The organism is Streptomyces sp. NBC_01198, from assembly GCF_036010485.1.
GTDB lineage: Bacteria > Actinomycetota > Actinomycetes > Streptomycetales > Streptomycetaceae > Actinacidiphila.
This window is the reverse complement of the sequence record NZ_CP108568.1, coordinates 4,096,015-4,114,300: the sequence shown is the minus strand read 5'-3', so window position 1 is coordinate 4,114,300 and position 18,286 is coordinate 4,096,015. Positions and strand designations below refer to the sequence as shown.

The window sequence follows — 18,286 nt, the reverse complement described above, 5'->3', positions numbered from 1 at the left end:
GTCAGGCCGGCAGTGTCTCCTGGCGCTGGCCCGGCAACTCGGGATCGCGGGCACGACTACGCTGCCGGCCATCCCACTCCCAGCGGGTGACCAGGACGGCGGCGACCCCGTCCACGCGGGACAGTTGGGCGATCGCCAGGCCCGGGACCTGGGGGTAGCAGCCCCATTCACGTTCGGACGTCATCACCACGTCCAGGTCGAAGGCGGCGAGGAGGCCGAGGGACTTGGCGCGGGAATCGTCGTCCACGCCGGCGAACGCCTCGTCGAGAGTGACCAGGCGAGGGGCGTGAGGGTTGCCGGCCGAGGCGTAGTGGGAGGACGCGGCGGCGAACAACGGCAGGGAGACGGACAGCACCCGCTCGCCGCCCGAGGCCGGTCCGGCGGCCGACTGCCACCTGCCGTGCTGATGGCGTTCGATACCGAACTCGTGCCAGGCGCGGTAGTCGAGTGCCGCGGTGAGATGTTCCAGCCAGGTGCCCGCGGGGTTGTCGTTGCGGGCACGTTCGATCTGAGCCTGGAGGAACTCGCCGAGTGCGCTGCGGTCAGCGGCCGTCCAGGCGTCCGAGGACTGGCGCAGCAGGCGGCCGCGGGCGGCGGACAGTCCTCCGGGGGCGTTGCGGGCGGGCCGCCAGACGAGGCGCAGCAGCATGCCGGTGCTCGTCGGGCGGTGCCTCAGCTCCTCATTCATCCCCAGCACCTGGTGTTCCGCGGCGCTGACCAGTTCCTGGAGCGTCCCTGCGACCTCGGTGATCAGATGGTTCTCCAGGATCTCCTGCTCACGGGCGGAGAGCAGCTCCCTGCGGTCGCCGACCTCTGTGCCCAGGGCGGCGGCGAGTTCGGGAACGGAACGCTCGCGGCCCTGGAAGACGATGTCGACGACCAGGCCGTCCTCCAGCATCCGGGCGGCGGCGGTGTGGCCGTGACGCGCAAGCGCGTCGGAGAGGTCCTTCAGTTCCTCGGTGATCCTGCGCTGCACCTGGTCCCAGGCCGGGTCGGAGTCATCCACGGCTTCCAACTCGTTTTCCACGGCGCGGGCGAGGCGGACCGCGGGTTCGGGCGCCCAGGAGTCGGTGGTGACCTCCAGGTCGGGCAACGCGACAGCGAGCAGGCCGGTACCTGCGAAACGGCGGAAGGTGTCGATGGCCTCGGCACGGGTCCGTACCGTCTCTTCGATCTCGGTACGGACGCGGGAGCGCACGGCGTCCGCGGCGGCCCGGAAGCCGACGGCGGCGTCCTGCTCACGGCGGAGGGCGCGCTCGCCCTCGTCGCATTCGCGCAGCGCGACGGCCACCTCGGTGAGTTGGCGTTGCAGGTCGGCCACGGCGGCGCCGACCGTCGCGGCCAAGGTCTCGTGGCGCTCCCGTGCGGCGACGGCCTCACGGGCCGCGGCGCGGGAGCGTTCGGCGAGTTCGGCGGTGTGCTCGGCGGCGCGGGCGTGGTCGGCCTGCTCGGCGGCCACGGTCGCACGGGCGGCGCGGGTCTCACGTACGGCGGGCCAGAGCGCGGCCAGGGACTCGCGGTAGCGGGCGAGAGCATCGCGCAGGTCACGCAGACAGCCGCCGGTGCTGGGGAGGTCGAGTTCCTCGGCGAGGGAGTGCAGTTCGGTCATTGCCCGGTCGGCGGCGGCGGTCGCTTCGGCGGCCACGTCATCGGCCGCTTCGCGCCGCTGGGTGGCACGGGTGTACTCACGGTGGGCGGCTGACACGGCGGCGTGGGCGTCGCGCAGAGCGGCGTCGTCAGGCAGCGCGGCCTGTTCAGCCGCCAGGACCCGATAGTCCGCCTCCAGGCTCTCGCCGCGTGCAGCGAGTTCGGTGAACGTGCCCTCGAGTCGGGCGATCTCCGCTTCGACGAGGGCGAGCCGGGCGCGTCTGGCCTGTTCCCGGGCGCCCTCGCCGAGATATTCCGCGGCCGGCTTGGACCAGGCGCCGGTGAGGGCGCCGAGGCGGAACCGGCCGTCGAATGCGAGCCAGGTGCCGGTGCCGGGGAGTTCATCGCCCGGAGCCAGCAGGCCGATGCCCGCCAGCACCCGGGCGATCAGCTCGTCCGGCAACTCCGCCACCGCCGGGTCGGCCCGGTCCGCAGCGGGGCGCAGCAGCACCGCAAGCGACGGGCCGTCCACCGGAGCCCCCGCGGTCGCGAGGGTGTCCCCGACGTCGGCGGAAACCACCGTGCCGTCCGGGCCGACCCAGGCGTCCAGCAGACCGGAAGCTTCCAGCGCCGCTTCCAGACCGGCCCGCTGGGTCGCCGTCAGGGAGTCGTCGGCGAAGTCCACCAGGCGCCACAGCGGCGCCCCCGGGCGGTCCCGCCTGGCCTCGGCGGATCGGGTGTGCGGGGCGAGCGGTCCGCGCTGGCCCCCGGCGCGCAACTCGGCCAGCTCGACCAGCAGCCGGTCGTGGCTCTCCCGCGCCTGCCGCTGCTCGGTCTCCAGCGCCGCGCGGCGCCGGGCGAGTTCCGCGCCGACCTCCGCCGCGGCCTGCTGGGCGGCCACCCGGGACGGGTCGGCGCCGACCAGGGTCTCGACCCATCGGGCCAGCTCGTCGAGCGTGCCCTCCAGGCTTGCCGGGCGAAGCAGGGAGCATCCGGCGAAATGCACGCGGACCGCCGCCAGGTGGTTCTGGCCCGCGCGCGTCGTGCCCTCCTCGGAGTCCGCCCTCATCTCGGCGCGGTGGGCCAGTTCGCCTTCCGCGTCCTCCAGCACGCGCCGCGCCCGGTCGAGATCGTCCGCCGCCACCTGCGCGGTGGCCACCTGCTTCTCGACCAGGGCAACCGACCGCAGCCGGCGATCGGTGAACTCGTCCACGGCGCGTTGTACGGTCTCCGGGGTCTTCTCCTCGGCCAGGGGAAGGACCACCCGGTCGGCGTGCTCGCGCTCCAGCCCAGCCGCCTCCGCCGCCTCGCCGGACAGGGCGAGTACAGTCTCCGAGGCCCGCTCGGCGGCCTCGGTACGCGACCGCGCGGCACCGAGCCGGTCGGCGGATCTGGCCAGGTCGCCCTCCGCCCTGAGAGCGTCGGCCGCGGCGCGGCCGGCGTCCCGCACGGTACGCCCGGCCAGCTCGGCGGCCTGCTCCAGCTCACGGGCGCTGCGCATCTCGGGACCGGCCCGCAGCACCTCGTCCCTGGCCCGCAGACCGGCGCGCTGTTGCCCCAGCTCCTCCGCTCGGGCCTCGGCCCCGGCAAGCGCCTCGACGGCCATCGTGAAGTCGTGCTCAGCGGCGTTCAGCTCGGTGCGCAGGGCTTCGTAACGCGAATGCTGTCCCCGGGGCGCACGGGCTTTGCGGCGGGCGGCGACCCGCGCATACCGACGGTAGTGCTGAAGAAAGGCGTCCGCCGCCCGCTCGGCCGCCACCATGACGGCCAATTGCTCCTTCTCCTCGTCCAGGGAGCGGAACGCCTCGGCGACATCCGCCACCACGGCCTGGTCCATCGGCGGCAGCGACTCGGTGAGCGCCTGGGAAAGCGCCTTCTCGCTGGGCCGCTTGGACAGCTGCGGCTGACGCAACTGGATCAGCAGGTCCACCAGGGCCGCATAGCGCTGCTCGCCGAGCCCGAACAGCGCCTCGTCCACCGCCCGGCGGTAGGAGCGGGCCGAGTCGTACACCAGTCCCCGGCCGTCCGTCGCATCGGCCAGCCGGTCGCGGCTGATCGCGGCGCCGGTGGAGTCCAGCAACCGCAGTTCCCCGCCCACCCGCTGGTCGGTCACGAAGTACCAATGCCGGGCGACACCGCGACCGGCCACGGCTTTCAGGCCACAGCCGAGGGTGGTGTAGCGGGCCGTACCGTCCTCGTCCAGACGGCCGAACTCGACCCAGGTGTACCCGAGCCGTTCGGGATGCGGGTGCTCGCCACCGAGCAGCAGGTTCCACTCCATGCGCTTCTTCGGATCGGCGTCGGGCTCCACCCGGTGCGATGCCAGGTCGCCGTCCAGCAGGAAGGGCAGGGTCAGGGCTAGCACCTTGGATTTGCCCGTGCCGTTGTTGCCCCGCATCAGCAGGCGGCCGTCGCGGAAGTGGAACTCCTCGACGTCGTAATAGAAGAGGTCGACCAGGCCGACCCGCAGCGGCTGCCAGCGGGAGCGGCCAGGGGCCGGCAATGGAGTTCCGGCCACGGTGCTCGTCACGCCCTCGTACCCTTCGTGCTCTTCGTGCCCTTCGCGGGCTTCTGTCGCTTCCTGCTCGGCGTGCTCTGTCCTGGTTCCAGGAGGACGGTCTCGCCGACCCGGTAGCGGTCCAGTGCCGGGCGCCCGCGGACCGCGTCCCCGCCGTCCGCCGCCACCAGGCCCAGCGCGGAAAGCCGTGCCACCGCCTGCTCGACCAGCTCGACCTCGGCGCCGGGGGTACTCGCGCTGCGCCGCCAGAATCCGGCGTGCTCCAGCGCCCAGCCGGCCACCAGCCGGTGCAGCTCGCCCAGTGTCACGCTGCCGCCCCTGCCCGCCAGGTACTCGGCGATCAGCAGGGCGATATGGCCGTCAGTGCCCTGCTCCGGCATCCGCAGATCGGTGAGGTCGTCGTAGGGGTCGACCATGGCGACGCCCTCGGCGCGCACCTCCGGTACGAGCCCGGTCAGCTCGCTGATCCTGCGTGTCAGGGCACCCCGCTGGGTGGTCAGGTACGCCCGCTCGGCATCGGACAGCTCGTCCAGGTACAGCACCGGATCGTCCAGCAGCCGCCGCGTCAGCGTGTGTCGCAACGCCCGGTTGCGCAGCTCGTCGCTGTCCGGCAGCACCTCGGCGTTGAGCTCGGCCAGCCGCTGCTCGAAGTCCACCGCGCGCACCGTGCTCGGGCCGCGCCGGGAGACCAGGAGGCCGGCCAGCACCCGGCGGTCCACGTCGTACAGGGCGTCACCGGCCGACTTGAGGAACGCGTCCTCGTCACCGGCGACCTTGGCCAGCACGCCCCAGTTCAGCAGCAGCCGGACCACCGCCACCAGATCGGTGCGCTGCTCCCGATCGGTCAGCGTGAAGACGACGCCGGCCTCCTCCAGCGCGGGGTCGGCCGCCGAGAGGACGACCTGCTCCGCCAGCCGCCCGAGTGCGATCTGGTGCTCGGCGCGCTCCAGGACCGCCAGGCACAGGCACACCAGCACGTAGCGCCGCCGGGAGAAGGGCAGCCCGGTGCGCTGGTCCCGCGCCGGATGGGTCGAATCGGCGTCCCGGCCCGGGACACGACGCAGCCGGGCCACTTCCGAGTCCACCAGCAGTGCCCAGCCCGTGTTGCGATCGAACCAGGTACGCAGCTCGGCTGCGTGCTGCCGGACCAGCCGGAAGTCGTCGCTGCCCGCACGCAGCAGCGGACGGCGCAACAACGCCCGTGCGCCCCGTCTGACCTCGTCGACGCGTTGCGCCGCCAGGACGTCGCCCAGCCGGTTGTCACTCACCGGCCCGCGCCGACCGCTTGCGCTCCGCCGTGAGGTCGACGATCTCCACCAGGTGCTCCGGCCCCCGAAAGACCCCGTCGAGGGTGCGGATCTCGGCCGTCCCGCCGCCGGGCAGTCTCGTCAACCTGATCTCCATCGTCCCGTCGTTGGTAGTGGTCGAGACCGTCTCCGTGCCGGGCCGCCACGCCGCCAGAGCGTCGCCGAGCAACAGCAGGAACAGCCGGAAGGCGTCCCCGTCCAACTCGTCGAGTTCACTGAGCCGTACGGGTCCCGGGGTGGCCAACCGCGCCCTGGCCGCCGCCGTCTGCTCGGCCTGCTTGCGCGCCAGCTCGCCGAGATACGCCTTGGCTTCCGACCGGTCCTGTACGGACCTGGCCCGCCCGCGCCGCTCGTACGAGCCGGTACGGCGCAGATGCGGGCTGATCCGCACGCCCGGGGCGTCGTACCAGGACGTGGAGGCCGATACCGGCTCCGCCTCCTGCTCGATCAGCGACTCCTGGTCGACCGTCAGGTGCCGGGCGGAGTACAGGCCGAAAGCCGAACGCCACATCCGGTGCCGTGCGGCGTCCTGCGGAGCCTCGGCGAACCAGCGTGCCAGCTCCCGGAAGTCGGCCGAGCGGTCCGAGCGGCCGGCCCGCCGCTCGTTCAGCGCCCTGACGACGGACAGCAGCTGGGGAATCGCCTGGCGTGCGGCCGCCCGGAGCAGCTTCGCCTGGGAGTTGCGGCCCGGCACGCTGACGAACCACGCCCGCAGCCCCTCCCAGCGCCCCTGCCAGCGCTGCCCGGCGGCGGCCAGCGCCTCGACGGCGAGGTCCGGGGCCGCGTCGGAAGCCTCGCGCTCGGCGGCCAGCCGCAGCAGCGGCCCGACCGGTCCGTCCGGCGGCACGCCCAGCTCCCCCAGCAACCCGGCGATCTCCGCACCCCGGGTGACCAGGTCCTCGATGAACCGCTCCAGGTACTCGATCAGCCGCTGCTTGTACGCGAGGAAGACCTCCACCTCCGCCTCGTGCAGGTCGACCGTCCGCTGGAGGGAGTTCATGAACGCCCGCGCGTTCTCCGCGAGACCGGAGAAGCGGTCGACCAGTGCGAGCAGCGACAGGTGCACCACGGCCGGGTCCCGTTCGGACCGCTCGGCCATCACCAGCAGCGCCCGCAGTTGCACCGCGATGTCGGCGAGCGCCACCGCCTGCAGCTCCCCGCGCCGGCCCAATGCCTCGTCGTACGCGGCCAGCGCCTCCTCGGCGGCTTCACCCGCCCGGGTGAGCTGGTAGATGTGCCGGGCCCGGTAGAAGTCCTCCAGCGCCGTGACCCGGCTGGTGTCCGGGTCGGCCCGCAGATTGCCCCACCGGGCGAGCCGTTCCAGCGCCGCCGCCACCGCGTCCGGCGACGGACGGTCCTCCGGCAGCAGTCCCAGATGCACGTCCTCCGGCCGCAGGTGGACGGTGAACTCCTGCTTGGCCCGGATGAAGGCCCCCATTACCTGGCGGTACAGTCCGCAGTGCTCGGTGGAAAGGTGGGCGAACGGCTGGTACGGTCCGTGCTCCCTCTCGGCGCCCACGGCCTGCGAGCCCGCACGAGGGGGTTCTGTGCTGGTCACGCATTCCATTGTGCAGGGTGCCAAGCGCTCCCCCTGCCAGCTTCACCGAACGGGCGATACGACTGCCGCGGACCTCGTACCCTGCCAGGGCCGGGGGCCACAGCCTCTCGTGGCGGATACCGTTCCCGGACGGTCTGATGCTGACGACGGAGACCGCGCGGGCCTTATCGTCGTCCCCATGCTTCTGAGCACCGTGATCCTGCCGATCTACCGCTGGCACGAGCAGGGCCGGGAGGTGTGGCGGCGCGCCGAGGAGTTGGGCTTCCACGCCGCGTACACCTACGACCACCTGTCGTGGCGGACCTTCAGGGACGAGCCGTGGTTCGGGGCGGTGCCGACGCTGACGGCGGCCGCCGCCGTCACGGAGCGGATCCGGCTCGGCACGCTGGTGACCTCGGTCAAGCCTCGTTCATGTATCACGGGCTGACTTGCGGGAATCGCAGCAGGAGCCGTCGCCTGTCCGAAGACCTCAGATCGGCTCGATCGCGATTCGCGGATGGCACAGTCGGCGCAGGTCATCCACGTCACTGGTCACGATGGTCACATCGCCGTGTTCCGCGTGCGCGGTGGCAGCCAGCATCGCGTCGATGGCGTACTTGTGACCATGAAGTCCCTCGGCGGCCAGAAGCTTGCTCGCCGCGCGGGCGGTCTCTTCCGTGATCGGTCGCACCTTTGTGAGGGAGACCGCGAAGTCGAACACCGCTTGTACGACCTTGGGATCGCGCGCCTCGACCAGGGTTGCCGCACTGGTCACGATCAGCAGGTCGAGGCTGCGAGCCACGTCCAGCCAGACCGTCATGTCGCTGTGCCGCCTCGCCAGCTTGGACAGGGCCTCGCTGTCCAGAACGAGGGTGCCGCTCACGCAGCGTCCGCCGGCGTGGCCTCGCCACGGTGAGCCGCGTGGTGGGCCCTGATTCTCTCCGCCCGCGCCGCCACCTCGGCCTGGTCGATGGGACCATGCTCAGCCTCGTACTCCGCGATGTACTCGTCCACAGCCTCACGCTGGAGCTGACGCTGGACAGCTTCCTCGATGTACGAGGACACACCCTGTTTGCCCGCGCGCGAGCGAATCGCCTCCAGGGTCTCCGCACGCAGTGAGACGCTGGTGACCCGGGTTTTGCCGGAGCGGGGAGTATCCATGACATCCAGTGTAGTACATGATGTGTGAACACTTGCTTGAAGGCCAGGCTACCCGCGAGGTGTGCGTCGGGTCCTCACCGGTGTCGTGAGCATCCTCGTACGAACTCTCAGAGTCGCCTCCACCTGATTGCGGTGCGCGCTACCGTTGCCTAGGCAAGGAGTCCGGGACAGCGCCTGGACAACCGCTGATTACTTCAAGGCACGGAGCGTCGGAACACACTCTCGCCACCGCAACCACAGCGTGACCAGTGAGCTGTCATCAGCGCAGTGGTCGAGAGGTGCCGAATGACCATTTACTCTCAGCATGCCAACCGCGGAAAGTCGCAGATTCTGGCGACCTATGACGGACCGGGCGGTGTTGCATCGTCCACCGTGACGAGCCTGAGTACTCCTGCGCTCGCAGCGCCGATTGTCTACGCGCTCAACCGGATCTCCGCCCTCACCACCGTCCCGTTGAGTGTTTTCGATCGCCGTGAGCGCCGCGTCAACAGTTATCCGAGAAGGCACCTGATTGCGCTGACAGATCGGGATGCGCGTGCTGACCTCCTGAGAGGTACGCACAGCCTGTGGTACGAGTACGTCTGCCTAGAGCTTCACCGGGCGCTGAGCGATCTCGACGATGCCATGTCCGTGGTGCCCCCGCCCGTCCTCACTGCGGTCAATGCGGAACTGGAGACGGAGGCGCGCGAACTGCGCGACGCGCTGGCGGAATACTCGGAGGGCGTCCCTGCGCCGGAGACGGAGAACCGGCGGGACTGGGATTTCGGCCGCCCATTCGTGGCGTACGACGGCGGGATGGAGATGCTGGGCATCGAGGTCCGGGAGCAACTGGACCGCCTGGAAGACGGTATCTCCTCCCAAGAGCGCACGCAGGCGGTCAAAAACCTGCGCGAGCTCGCTACTGCGCATGCTCGACGCTCCAGCGAGCAGGCCACGCTGGACTACGCACCCCTCAGTATCTTCCCGGAGCCATACGACTCGGACGGCTACTCCCTCTCGATCCAGGCGCCGAACCTCGGCAAGCGGGACACCGAGGCGTGGGAGATCGATATCTGCCGCTGGGAACCTGATGACCCCGATGAAGAGGAGTGGAGCAGCGCGACGGGCATCGCAGCCGTTCGCTGCGAACTTCCAGCCTCGCCAGGTGCTGACAGACTCACCCGCCTTCTGGACGAGGTGGAGCAGCGGCCGGCCCTCCTCGCCAAGTGGGCCGAAACGCAGATCGGTGCGACGCTCGATGGAACGGAATTCGTGGTCACTCGGGGCCGGGACGACTGAGTAGCGGCGCGTGTGCGCCAGTGGTCGGTTGGCCACTGGCGCCAGCGAGCGAACGCCCCCTGCGTGAGCGGTGACCTACGTCCGAAGGGGCTCGCGTCGTTCCCGGTTAGGCTCGGCCCATGCGACTGAGCACCGTGATCCTGCCGATCTACCGCTGGCACGAGCAGGGACGGGAGGTGTGGCAGCGGGCCGAGGCTCTCGGGTTTCACGCCGCGTACACCTACGACCACCTGTCGTGGCGGACCTTCAGGGACGAGCCGTGGTTCGGGGCGGTGCCGACCCTCACGGCGGCGGCGGCCGCGACCGGGCGGATCAGGCTCGGGACACTGGTGACGTCGCCGAACTTCCGGCATCCGGTCACGCTCGCCAAGGACCTCATGTCGCTCGACGACATCTCCGGCGGGCGGGTCGTGCTGGGCATCGGGGCGGGCGGCACCGGGTTCGACGCCACCGTGCTCGGGCAGGAGGCGTGGACGCCGCGCGAGCGGGCGGAGCGGTTCGCGGAGTTCGTCGCGCTGCTCGACCGGTTGCTGACGCAGGGCGCGGTCAGCGAGCGCGGCACGTACTACGCGGCCGAGGAGGCGCGGAACATCCCCGGGTGCGTGCAGCGGCCGAGGCTGCCCTTCGCCGTGGCGGCGACCGGGCCGCGCGGGCTCGCCCTCGCGGCGCGCTTCGGGCAGGCCTGGGTGACCACCGGGGACCCGGCGCTGTTCGAGAGCGGGACGCCGGCGCAGTCGCGGGCGGCGATCGGCGGGCAGATCGAGCGGCTGGGCGCGGCGTGTGCGGCCGCAGGGCGGGACACGGGCGAGCTGGAGCGCATCCTGCTCACCGGTTTCACGCCCGAGCGGAACGGCCCGCTGGAATCGGTCGACGCCTTCGTGGACTTCGCCGGGCGGCACGCCGAGCTGGGCATCACCGAGATCGTGCTGCACCACCCGATCCCGGACTCGGACTTCGCCACCGACCCGAAGGTCTTCGAGCGCATCGCGACCGAGGGCCTGGCGCAACTGGGCGGCTGAGCCGCCGGGCACCCCGGCGGCCTGGGCCTGAGCGGCTCAGCACGCACTCAACGAGCCGACACCGTAGGCGCGGAATCCCATTACTATCCTCTAGGTACCTACTATCACCACGCTGTTAGCTTCATCGGGTCAACGGGACATCGGACCTGGGAGTGATCATGATCGTGGTGACCGGAGCGACCGGAAACGTCGGACGGCAGATCGTCGGCGCGCTCGCCGCGGCGGGCGAAGAGGTGGTCGCGGTGTCACGGCGTGGGGCGGAGGCGGCAGCCGCCGGCGTCGCCCACCGGCGGGGGGACCTGGCGGCGCCGGACAGCCTGCGGCCCGCCTTCGACGGCGCCGACGCGCTCTTCCTGCTGGTCGCGGGCGACGACCCGCACGCCGTGCTGGACGCGGCGAAGTCCGGCGGGGTGCGCCGGGTGGTGCTGCTCTCCTCACAGGGCGCCGGTACGCGGCCGCAGGCGTACGCGCACGCGGCCGGCTTCGAAGGGGCGGTACGGGACTCCGGTCTGGACTGGACCGTGCTGCGACCGGGTGGTTTCGCCTCCAACGCCTTCGCCTGGGCCGAGACGGTACGCACCCGGCGGACGGTCTTCGCCCCCTTCGGCGACGTGGCGCTGCCCGCGGTCGACCCCGCCGACGTCGCGCAGGTCGCAGCCACCGTGCTGCGCGGGGAGGAGCACGCCGGGCGTACGTACGAGCTCACCGGGCCCGCCGCCCTCTCGCCGCGCGAGCGGGCGGCGGCGATCGGTACGGCCATCGGCGAGCCGGTGGACTTCGTGGAGCAGAGCAGGGCCGAGGCCAGGGAGCAGATGCTGGGCTTCATGCCGGAGCCGGTGGTCGACGCCACCCTCGGCATCCTGGGCGAGCCGCTGCCCGCCGAGCAGGCGGTGGCCTCGGACGTCGAGCGCGTACTGGGCCGCCCCGCGGGGACCTTCGCGGACTGGGCGGCCGGGCACAGCGCCGCTTTCGCGTAAGGGGTCCGGCGGCCACCCTGCCACGGGCGGGTGACGAGTGTGCGGGGATCGCGTGTTCGGGTAGCGGGAGAGCCGGGCGGCGGGGAGGGTGGTCTATCGGGAACATGGCCACCCGGTCGTCCGGCCGGGGTGGCGGCACATTCCGCACCGGGGCCCCCGTGGCACCCCGGAACCACTCATGGAGGCGCCAGATGTCCGAAGTCACCGGCCCCTACGCACCCGGCACACCGTGCTGGATCGACCTCATGGTGCCCGACCAGCAAGCAGGGCTGGACTTCTACCGTGACCTCTTCGGCTGGCAGGGCGAGGTCGGACCCGAGGAGTACGGCGGCTACTCGGTCTGTACGCAGAAGGGCCAGCCGGTCGCCGGCCTGATGAAGGCCATGGCGATGGGCGACCAGCCGGTCCCGCCGGTCGCGTGGACCACGTACTTCGCGGTGGACGACGCCGACGCCACCGAGGCGGCGGTCAAGGCCAACGGCGGCACGGTGATCATGCCGACCTCCGACGTCATGGAGCTGGGGCGGATGTTCGTCGCCGCCGACCCGTTCGGCGCGGTCTTCGGTGCCTGGCAGGCGCGCGAGTTCAAGGGCGCCGGGATCGTCAACGAGCACGGGGCCCTGGTCTGGAGCCAGCTGCACAGCCCCGACCCCGCCGGCGCCGGGGCGTTCTACTCCGCCGTTCTCGGCCTGACCGCGGGCCCGATGCCGGAGATGCCGGAATTCGAGGGCTTCCAGGTCAACGGGCGCAGCATCGGCGGCGTCATGGGCATGGAGAACCTGCCCGAGGGCACCCCGCCGCACTGGCTTGTCAACTTCGCGGTGGACGACACCGACAGCGTCGTCGACGCGCTGGTGCGCCGGAACGGGACGGTGATCGCGCCGCCGTTCGACATGGACAAGGTCGGCCGGCTGGCCGTGGTCCAGGACCCGCAGGGCGGGGTCTTCGCGGTCGTCGCCGAGGAGAAGAGCTGAGCGCAGGCGCTCAGTTGTGGCGGGCCGCGACGATCCGCTCGATCACCCGCGCCACCCCGTCGTCCTCGTTCGCCACCGTCCGGCGGGTGGTGGCGGCCAGGACGTCGGGGTGCGCGTTGGCGACGGCGTAGGACGTACCGGCCCAGCCGAGCATCGCCAGGTCGTTGGGCATGTCGCCGAAAGCGACCACCTCGGCCGCCGTCACCCCGCGCTCGGCGCAGCACCGCGCCAGCGTGGTGGCCTTGCTGACGCCCGCGCCGCTGACCTCGAGCAGGGCGTAGTCACTCGACCGGGTGATCTCGACGCGTCCGCCGGCGATCGAGAGGGCCGTCGCCAGGAAGTCGTCGGGGTCGATCGACGGATGCTTGGCCAGCAGTTTCAGCAGCGGCTGCGCACGGTCCTCGGAGAGCAGCACGTCGATGGCCGCGTGCCGCGCGACGTCGGGCTCGATGGCGCCGTAGTCGGGCTCGCGCCGGAAGCTGCCGGCGCGCTCGACCGCGAAACGCGTGCCGGGCAGCGCGGCACGCAGGGCGTGCGCGACCGCGAGCGCGTCGTCCTCGGGCAGCGGAAAGGCCTCGATCAGCCGGTGCGCACGCAGGTCGTAGACCGCGGCACCGTTGGCGAGGATCGCCATTCCGTGTCCTGCGAGGTGTTCGGCGACCACGCCCATCCACCGGGCGGGGCGTCCGGTGACGAAGAAGACCTCGATACCGGCCGCTTCTGCGGCGGCCAGCGCGGCGATCGTCCGCGGCGACACGGTCCGGTCGTTGCGCAGCAACGTTCCGTCCAGGTCGGTGGCGATCAGCCGTGGCGAGGTGACGGCGAAGTCGTCGTGATCATGAGTCTGGGGGTGCTCGTCGGGCGAACTGGACGGCCCGCCGGGGGCACCGATGGCTGAGGTCACATCTCCCATCCTCCCGTATCCGCCGCGCTTGTCCGCACAAAAGTGCGGATACGTGCTCAGCCGAGCCGGGCGATGCGGGTGTCAGGACCTCGGGAAGGCGTTCAGTGGGACGGTCTGGGTGGCGATCTGCGTGGCGTTCCGGGTGCTGCTCCGGGTGACGCGGGGGTGATCCGGGTCACGTTCCGGGACGGTCGTCGTCGCCGCCCAAGGGCGTCGCGCTGACGCGGTGGCGTCCGCCGACCTGGTGATGCGGTGGTCCGTACGAGAGCGGTGAGCCGGTCCGTACGGCAGGTGAGCTGATCCGTACGGCAGGTGAGCTGACCCGTACGAGCGGTGCGCCGGTCCGTACGAGCTCCGTGCGGGCGCGGAAAGCACGTCCGCCGTCAGCCGCACAGCGCGCGGTCGCGGCGGCGGGTGGCGCGGTCGGCGGCGGCCTTGCCGTCCAGGGCGCTCTCGTCGACGGCGCCGACGGCTGCGGCAGTCGCGGCCGCGGCGTCGCTGAGCCGCTCCGCCGATACGGCGATGCTGCGCGAGCTGGGCGAGGAGCCGTGTGCCTCGGCCCTGATCCGCTGCTTCATCGTCGGCGGCAGCGAACGCCCGCGCTCGGAGGACCGGGGCGCGGGCAGCAGCACCCGCCCGGCCGGCATCGGTGGCGCGGCGGACCCGCCCACCGGCGCGGCGGCCGCGATCGCCCGGGTGGCGACGGCCTGCGCCGGTACGGTGGCCGTGCCGGCGGCCTGCCGGGACGTGGCGGCCTTCATTCGGGCCGGGGTCGCGAAGCCCAGCGCGGCGATGCACTTGATGAGCACGTTCAGGAAAGCGCCCCAGAACGCGGTGACACGGGAAGTGGTAGCAGCCATGACCTCTCTCGTTTCCTTATCGGTCGAAGTGACTAATCCGATGATGAGGAAACGAGCACGGATTGTCCGGAACCGCACCCCGAGTCCGCGGATTTTCAGACCAACGCCACCCGTCCGGCGCAATCCCGCCCCGGGGACGCCCCTTGCAGGGCTCCGGGCAGCTCCCGCGAGCAGGAAATACGAGCAGGTCAGCGCCCGAGGGCGGCCAGCCCGGTCTGCAGGTCGTCCATCGTCATGACCGGCCGCAGATCGACCTTCCCGCCCGCGTGGAAGAACGGTTCGAGCATCGGCGGCATCTGCGCGCTGTCCTTCATGTCGACGACCATGTAGCAGCACCTCTCGCCTTCCGCCGTGGTGAAGTAGGCGGATTCCGGGCGCAGTTCCTCGACCAATTCCTGCATCAGCTTCGACATCGTGCCGTCCGTCACCGACTGGTTCGCCGTCTCGGTGTCCATTCGAGCAGTGAGCAGCATCCGCATGGGTGTCATCCTCTCGGCAGCGCGTGGCCGGCGCTCTGCGCCCTGCACGCGCACGGGGAACCCCGGTCGCGCTCCACCTCCCACCCTCCTCGCGCCCCCACCCGGCCGCAAGCGGGTGCCGCGGCCCGCCGGGTGGCGGACCGCGGTCAGGCCGCGGCGGGCACCGGCGCCGCGGCGCCGGTCCGTGCGAGGGCGTCGGCGAGCTGCTCGCGCTCCAGGGTGCGGCGGAACGGGCCGTCGGACGCGGCCAGTTCGCGGTAGGTGCCGCGCTGGACGACCCGGCCCCCGTCGAGCACGACGATCTCGTCCACCACGTCCCCCGCGAGCCCGGCCAGGCGGTGCGTGATCAGCAGCGTCGCACGGTCGCGGCCGCGGGTGGCCGCCAGCAGGTCGGCGGTCAGAGTGTCGGCGGTGGCGATGTCCAGGTGCTCGGCGGGCTCGTCCAGGATCAGTACGGGGAAGCCGGCCAGCAGGGCGCGGGCGAGCGCGAGCCGCTGCCGCATCCCGCCGGACAGCCGGGCGCCGTGCTCGCCCACCGCCGTGTCGAGGTCGAGGTCCAGCCGGGCGGCGGCCAGTGCGGCCCGCAGGTCGTCGTCGCCCGCGCCGGGCCGGGCGAGCCGCAGATTCTCCCGGACGCTGCTGTCGAAGACGTGGGCGTCCTGCGCGCACAGACCGACCAGCCGGCGTACGTCGTCGCCGTCGCACTCGCCGGCGGGCCGACCACCCAGGGTGTAGGTGCCGGATTCGGCGTCCAGGAAGCGCAGCAGCACGTGGGCCAGCGTCGTCTTGCCGGCGCCGGACGGGCCGACGACCGCCACCCGGCGACCCTGGGTGAGGGTCAGGTCAACGCCGTCGAGGGCGGCGGCGCTCCGGCCCGGGTGGCGGGCGGTCAGGTCGCTGACGACCAGCGGGAACGGCGAGGCGGGAAGCGCCGCCGGACGCGCGGGCTCGCGCACCGGCAGCGGTGCGTCGAGGACGTCGTTCACCCGTTCCGCGGCCCACCGGCTGCGCTGCCGCTGCTGCGCGGCGAGCGGCAGGCCGTTGACGGCCTCGAAGGCCGCGAGCGGGGCGAGCAGCAGCACCGCGAGAGCCACGCCCCGCAGGTCGTGGCCGGCCACCGCCCGCACCCCGACCCATCCGCAGGCCGTCACCGTCAGGCCGCCGACCAGGGTGGTCAGCCCGGCTCCCAGCGCGGTGACCGCGGCGGACCTGGCCGCGACGGCGGTGAGCGTACGGTCGGCGTCCGCGGCCTCGCCGCGCCGGCGGTCAAGCGCACCGGCCACCGTCAGCTCCGCGGTGCCGGTGAACAGGGCGAGCACCCTGGCGGAGAGCTCACCGCGGGCCGGGGCGAGCCGCGCTTCGGTACGGCGGGCGACGGCCGCGGCCAGCAGCGGCACGGCGACCCCGGCGACCAGCAGCCCGGCCCCGAGGACGATCCCCGCCGCGGGCAGCAGCCACCCGGCGAAGGCCGCCGAGGCCAGCACCACCAGCCCGGCGCTGAGCGCGGGCTGCAGCCAGCGCAGATAGTGGTCCTGGACCGCGTCCACGTCCGCGACCAGCCGCGACAGCAGGTCACCGCGCTGCCGCTCGCGCAGGCCGGCCGGCGCCAGGCTTTCCAGCCGCCGGTAGACGGCGACCCGGACGCCGGCCAGGGCGCGGAAGACCGCGTCATGGGCGACCAGCCGCTCGCCGTAGCGGAAGACGGCCCGCCCGATACCGAAGGCCCGGGTCGCGGTGACGGCCACCATCAGATAAAGCACCGGTGGCTGCTGCGAGGCCCGGCTGATCAGCCACCCGGAAGTCCCCATCAGCCCGACCGCGGACAGCAGCGCCAGGGCTCCGAGCCCGCAGGCCGCGGCGAACCGCCCGCGGAAGCCGCGTACCCGGCCCGTGGCGAGCAGGCCCCGCACCCCGGCCCGGCGCGTTCGCCGCTCGGCGATGTCGGCGGTCGGCGTCTGCGGCCCGGCCGGAACGGCGACCGCGGGGACGCCCCGCACGCCGTCGTACGAGGGCGAGCCTTCCGCAGGGGAGTGCGGGGCGGCGGCGGAGGTCAGTGCGAGCACCCGGTCGGCCAGCGACAGCAGGGCCGGCCGATGGGCGACCAGGATCGTGGTCCGGCCCCGGCTCAGCTCCCGCAGGGTCGCGATGAGCGCCCCTTCGGTGTCGCCGTCGAGGTTGGCGGTGGGCTCGTCGAGCAGCAGCAGCGGCCGGTCGGCGAGGAAGGCGCGGGCCAGCGCGATCCGCTGCCGCTGACCGGCGGACAGCCCGGCCCCGTCCTCACCGATGACGTCGTCGGGAGCGGTGAAGCCCAGGGCGCCGGCCGCGGCGAGCGCGGCGTGCAGGTCGGCGTCACCGGCGTCCGGCCGGGACAGCCGGACGTTGTCCGCGATCGTGCCCGCGAAGAGGTGCGGGTGCTGCGGCACCCAGGCGATCTGGCGGTGCCAGGACGCGGGGTCGATCGAGCCGAGGTCGGCGCCGTCGACGAGGATGCGGCCCTGCGCCGCCGGGGCGAAGCCCAGCAGAGCGCTGAGCAGGGTGGTCTTGCCGATCCCGCTCGGGCCGGTCACGGCCAGCGTCTCGCCGGGCGCGAGGGTGAAGGAGGTCGGCGCCAGCGCGCCCTCGCTGCGTACCGCGAGGCCCTCGACCCGGACGGTGGCGGTCCGCAGGTCGGGTGCGGGGGCGCTGCCGGGCACGACGGCGGGCTCGGTCTCCAGTACCCCGAAGACCTGTTCGGCTGCGGCCAGCCCTTCGGCGGCGGCGTGATACTGCGCTCCCACCTGCCGCAGCGGCAGATACGCCTCCGGCGCCAGGACCAGCACCAGCAGCCCGGTGCGCAGCGACAGTTCGCCGTGCACCAGCCGCATGCCGATGTCCACGGCCACCAGGGCCACCGAGATGGTGGCCAGCAGCTCCAGTACGAAGGACGACAGGAAGGCGATCCGCAGCGTCCTGAGCGTGGCCTTGCGGTAGTCGCCGGTGATGGCGCGGATGCTGTCGGCCTGCGCCTTCGCCCGCCCGAAGACCTTGAGCGTCGGAAGGCCGGCGACCACATCGAGGAAGTGCCCGGACAGCCTGCCCAGCAGCTGCCACTGCCGGTCCATCCGCTCCCGGGTCGCCCAGCCGACCAGCACCATGAACAGCGGGATCAGCGGCAGGGTGAGCACGATGGTGAGCGCCGAGATCCAGTCGGCGAACAGCACGCGGGCCAGGACGACCGCGGGCACCACCGCGGCGAGGCCCAGCTGCGGCAGGTAGCGGGCGAAGTAGTCGTCCAGCGCGTCGATGCCGCGGGTCGCCAGCGTGGTCAGCTCGCCGCTGCGGCGGCCGGTCAGCCAGCCGGGGCCGAGTGCGGTCGCCTGCACCAGCAGCCGGTTGCGCAGCTGCGAGGTGACCGCGGCACCGGCCCGGTGCGCGCACAGCTCGGTCAGCCAGGCCACCAGGGCCCGGCCCACCGAGACGGCCGCCAGCCACAGCAGGTCGCCGCCCAGCCGGCCGGATCCCTCCCCGTGCTGGAAGCCTCCGACGACCAGGTCGGCGATCAGCGTCGCCTGCGCGACGATCAGCCCGGCCCCCGCCAGACCGAGCGCCACCGTGCCCGCCAGGAAGACCCGGGTGGTGCGCGCGTACCGCAGCAGTCGCGGATCGACGGGTTTCACGTGGAACATCCCCTTTCGCGGCGAACGTG

The 18,286-nt window shown here is 72.5% G+C and carries 13 protein-coding genes and 1 pseudogene; 5 read left to right on the top strand and 9 right to left on the bottom strand.

What is annotated here, in order from left to right; all coding sequences use genetic code 11:
• Position 1: 1 nt before the first annotated feature.
• From OG702_RS18430 to OG702_RS18420, 3 genes are read right to left on the bottom strand one after another with little or no spacing between them, the layout of a single operon-like run.
• A complete protein-coding gene (locus OG702_RS18430) occupies positions 2–4,117 on the bottom strand; it encodes a TIGR02680 family protein (protein WP_327289985.1) in 4,116 nt (1,371 codons plus the stop codon).
• On the bottom strand, positions 4,114–5,373 hold the full coding sequence (locus tag OG702_RS18425; protein ID WP_327289984.1) for a TIGR02678 family protein: 1,260 nt from the start codon (positions 5,371–5,373) through the stop codon (positions 4,114–4,116). The genes OG702_RS18430 and OG702_RS18425 overlap by 4 nt, the downstream gene beginning before the upstream one ends.
• Entirely contained in the window at positions 5,366–6,970 is a 1,605-nt protein-coding gene (locus OG702_RS18420; RefSeq protein WP_327289983.1) for a TIGR02677 family protein, read from the bottom strand. Before OG702_RS18420 ends, OG702_RS18425 begins: the two co-directional genes overlap by 8 nt.
• A 178-nt stretch (positions 6,971–7,148) precedes the next feature.
• On the opposite strand from OG702_RS18420, the pseudogene OG702_RS18415 reads away from it, so the two are divergent.
• Positions 7,149–7,391, top strand: a pseudogene (locus OG702_RS18415) (LLM class flavin-dependent oxidoreductase); the annotation flags it as partial.
• Positions 7,392–7,439: 48 nt separating this feature from the next.
• Here OG702_RS18415 and OG702_RS18410 read toward each other — a convergent pair.
• Both OG702_RS18410 and OG702_RS18405 read right to left on the bottom strand, forming a co-directional pair.
• Positions 7,440–7,832, bottom strand: a complete 393-nt coding sequence (locus tag OG702_RS18410; protein WP_327289982.1) for a type II toxin-antitoxin system VapC family toxin — start codon at positions 7,830–7,832, stop codon at positions 7,440–7,442.
• Complete coding sequence (locus OG702_RS18405) at positions 7,829–8,110, bottom strand: hypothetical protein (RefSeq protein ID WP_327289981.1); 282 nt, start codon at positions 8,108–8,110, stop codon at positions 7,829–7,831. Before OG702_RS18405 ends, OG702_RS18410 begins: the two co-directional genes overlap by 4 nt.
• Positions 8,111–8,395: 285 nt before the next feature.
• Between OG702_RS18405 and OG702_RS18400 the strand changes: the two genes are divergently transcribed.
• From OG702_RS18400 to OG702_RS18385, 4 genes are all read left to right on the top strand, one after another.
• Entirely contained in the window at positions 8,396–9,388 is a 993-nt protein-coding gene (locus tag OG702_RS18400; RefSeq protein ID WP_327289980.1) for a hypothetical protein, read from the top strand.
• 119 nt (positions 9,389–9,507) lie between these two features.
• Positions 9,508–10,407 (top strand): LLM class flavin-dependent oxidoreductase, encoded by a 900-nt coding sequence (locus tag OG702_RS18395; protein ID WP_327289979.1) that lies wholly within the window; start codon positions 9,508–9,510, stop codon positions 10,405–10,407.
• A gap of 158 nt (positions 10,408–10,565) precedes the next feature.
• Positions 10,566–11,384 (top strand): NAD(P)H-binding protein, encoded by an 819-nt coding sequence (locus OG702_RS18390; protein WP_327289978.1) that lies wholly within the window; start codon positions 10,566–10,568, stop codon positions 11,382–11,384.
• Positions 11,385–11,575: 191 nt separating this feature from the next.
• Complete coding sequence (locus tag OG702_RS18385; RefSeq protein WP_327289977.1) at positions 11,576–12,358, top strand: VOC family protein; 783 nt, start codon at positions 11,576–11,578, stop codon at positions 12,356–12,358.
• Between the two features lie 10 nt (positions 12,359–12,368).
• Here the strand turns inward: OG702_RS18385 and OG702_RS18380 are convergent, their stop codons facing one another.
• From OG702_RS18380 to cydD, 4 genes are all read right to left on the bottom strand, one after another.
• Positions 12,369–13,271, bottom strand: coding sequence for an HAD family hydrolase (locus OG702_RS18380; RefSeq protein WP_327289976.1), 903 nt, complete (start codon positions 13,269–13,271; stop codon positions 12,369–12,371).
• Positions 13,272–13,645: 374 nt separating this feature from the next.
• Complete coding sequence (locus tag OG702_RS18375) at positions 13,646–14,122, bottom strand: DUF6344 domain-containing protein (RefSeq protein ID WP_327289975.1); 477 nt, start codon at positions 14,120–14,122, stop codon at positions 13,646–13,648.
• 188 nt (positions 14,123–14,310) lie between these two features.
• Positions 14,311–14,601, bottom strand: coding sequence for a DUF3303 family protein (locus OG702_RS18370; protein ID WP_327289974.1), 291 nt, complete (start codon positions 14,599–14,601; stop codon positions 14,311–14,313).
• A gap of 146 nt (positions 14,602–14,747) precedes the next feature.
• The gene (cydD, locus tag OG702_RS18365) at positions 14,748–18,266 is read right to left on the bottom strand and encodes a thiol reductant ABC exporter subunit CydD (RefSeq protein ID WP_327289973.1); all 3,519 of its coding nucleotides are present in this window, start codon (positions 18,264–18,266) and stop codon (positions 14,748–14,750) included.
• Between the last annotated feature and the right edge of the window lie 20 nt (positions 18,267–18,286).

Coding starts and splice junctions, on each gene's coding strand:
- OG702_RS18390 (WP_327289978.1), top strand. CDS start 10,566: ATGATCGTGGTGACCGGAGCGACCGGAAACGTCGGACGGCAGATCGTC.
- OG702_RS18375 (WP_327289975.1), bottom strand. CDS start 14,122: ATGGCTGCTACCACTTCCCGTGTCACCGCGTTCTGGGGCGCTTTCCTG.
- OG702_RS18405 (WP_327289981.1), bottom strand. CDS start 8,110: ATGGATACTCCCCGCTCCGGCAAAACCCGGGTCACCAGCGTCTCACTG.
- OG702_RS18385 (WP_327289977.1), top strand. CDS start 11,576: ATGTCCGAAGTCACCGGCCCCTACGCACCCGGCACACCGTGCTGGATC.
- OG702_RS18380 (WP_327289976.1), bottom strand. CDS start 13,271: ATGGGAGATGTGACCTCAGCCATCGGTGCCCCCGGCGGGCCGTCCAGT.
- cydD (WP_327289973.1), bottom strand. CDS start 18,266: ATGTTCCACGTGAAACCCGTCGATCCGCGACTGCTGCGGTACGCGCGC.
- OG702_RS18400 (WP_327289980.1), top strand. CDS start 8,396: ATGACCATTTACTCTCAGCATGCCAACCGCGGAAAGTCGCAGATTCTG.
- OG702_RS18395 (WP_327289979.1), top strand. CDS start 9,508: ATGCGACTGAGCACCGTGATCCTGCCGATCTACCGCTGGCACGAGCAG.
- OG702_RS18370 (WP_327289974.1), bottom strand. CDS start 14,601: ATGCGGATGCTGCTCACTGCTCGAATGGACACCGAGACGGCGAACCAG.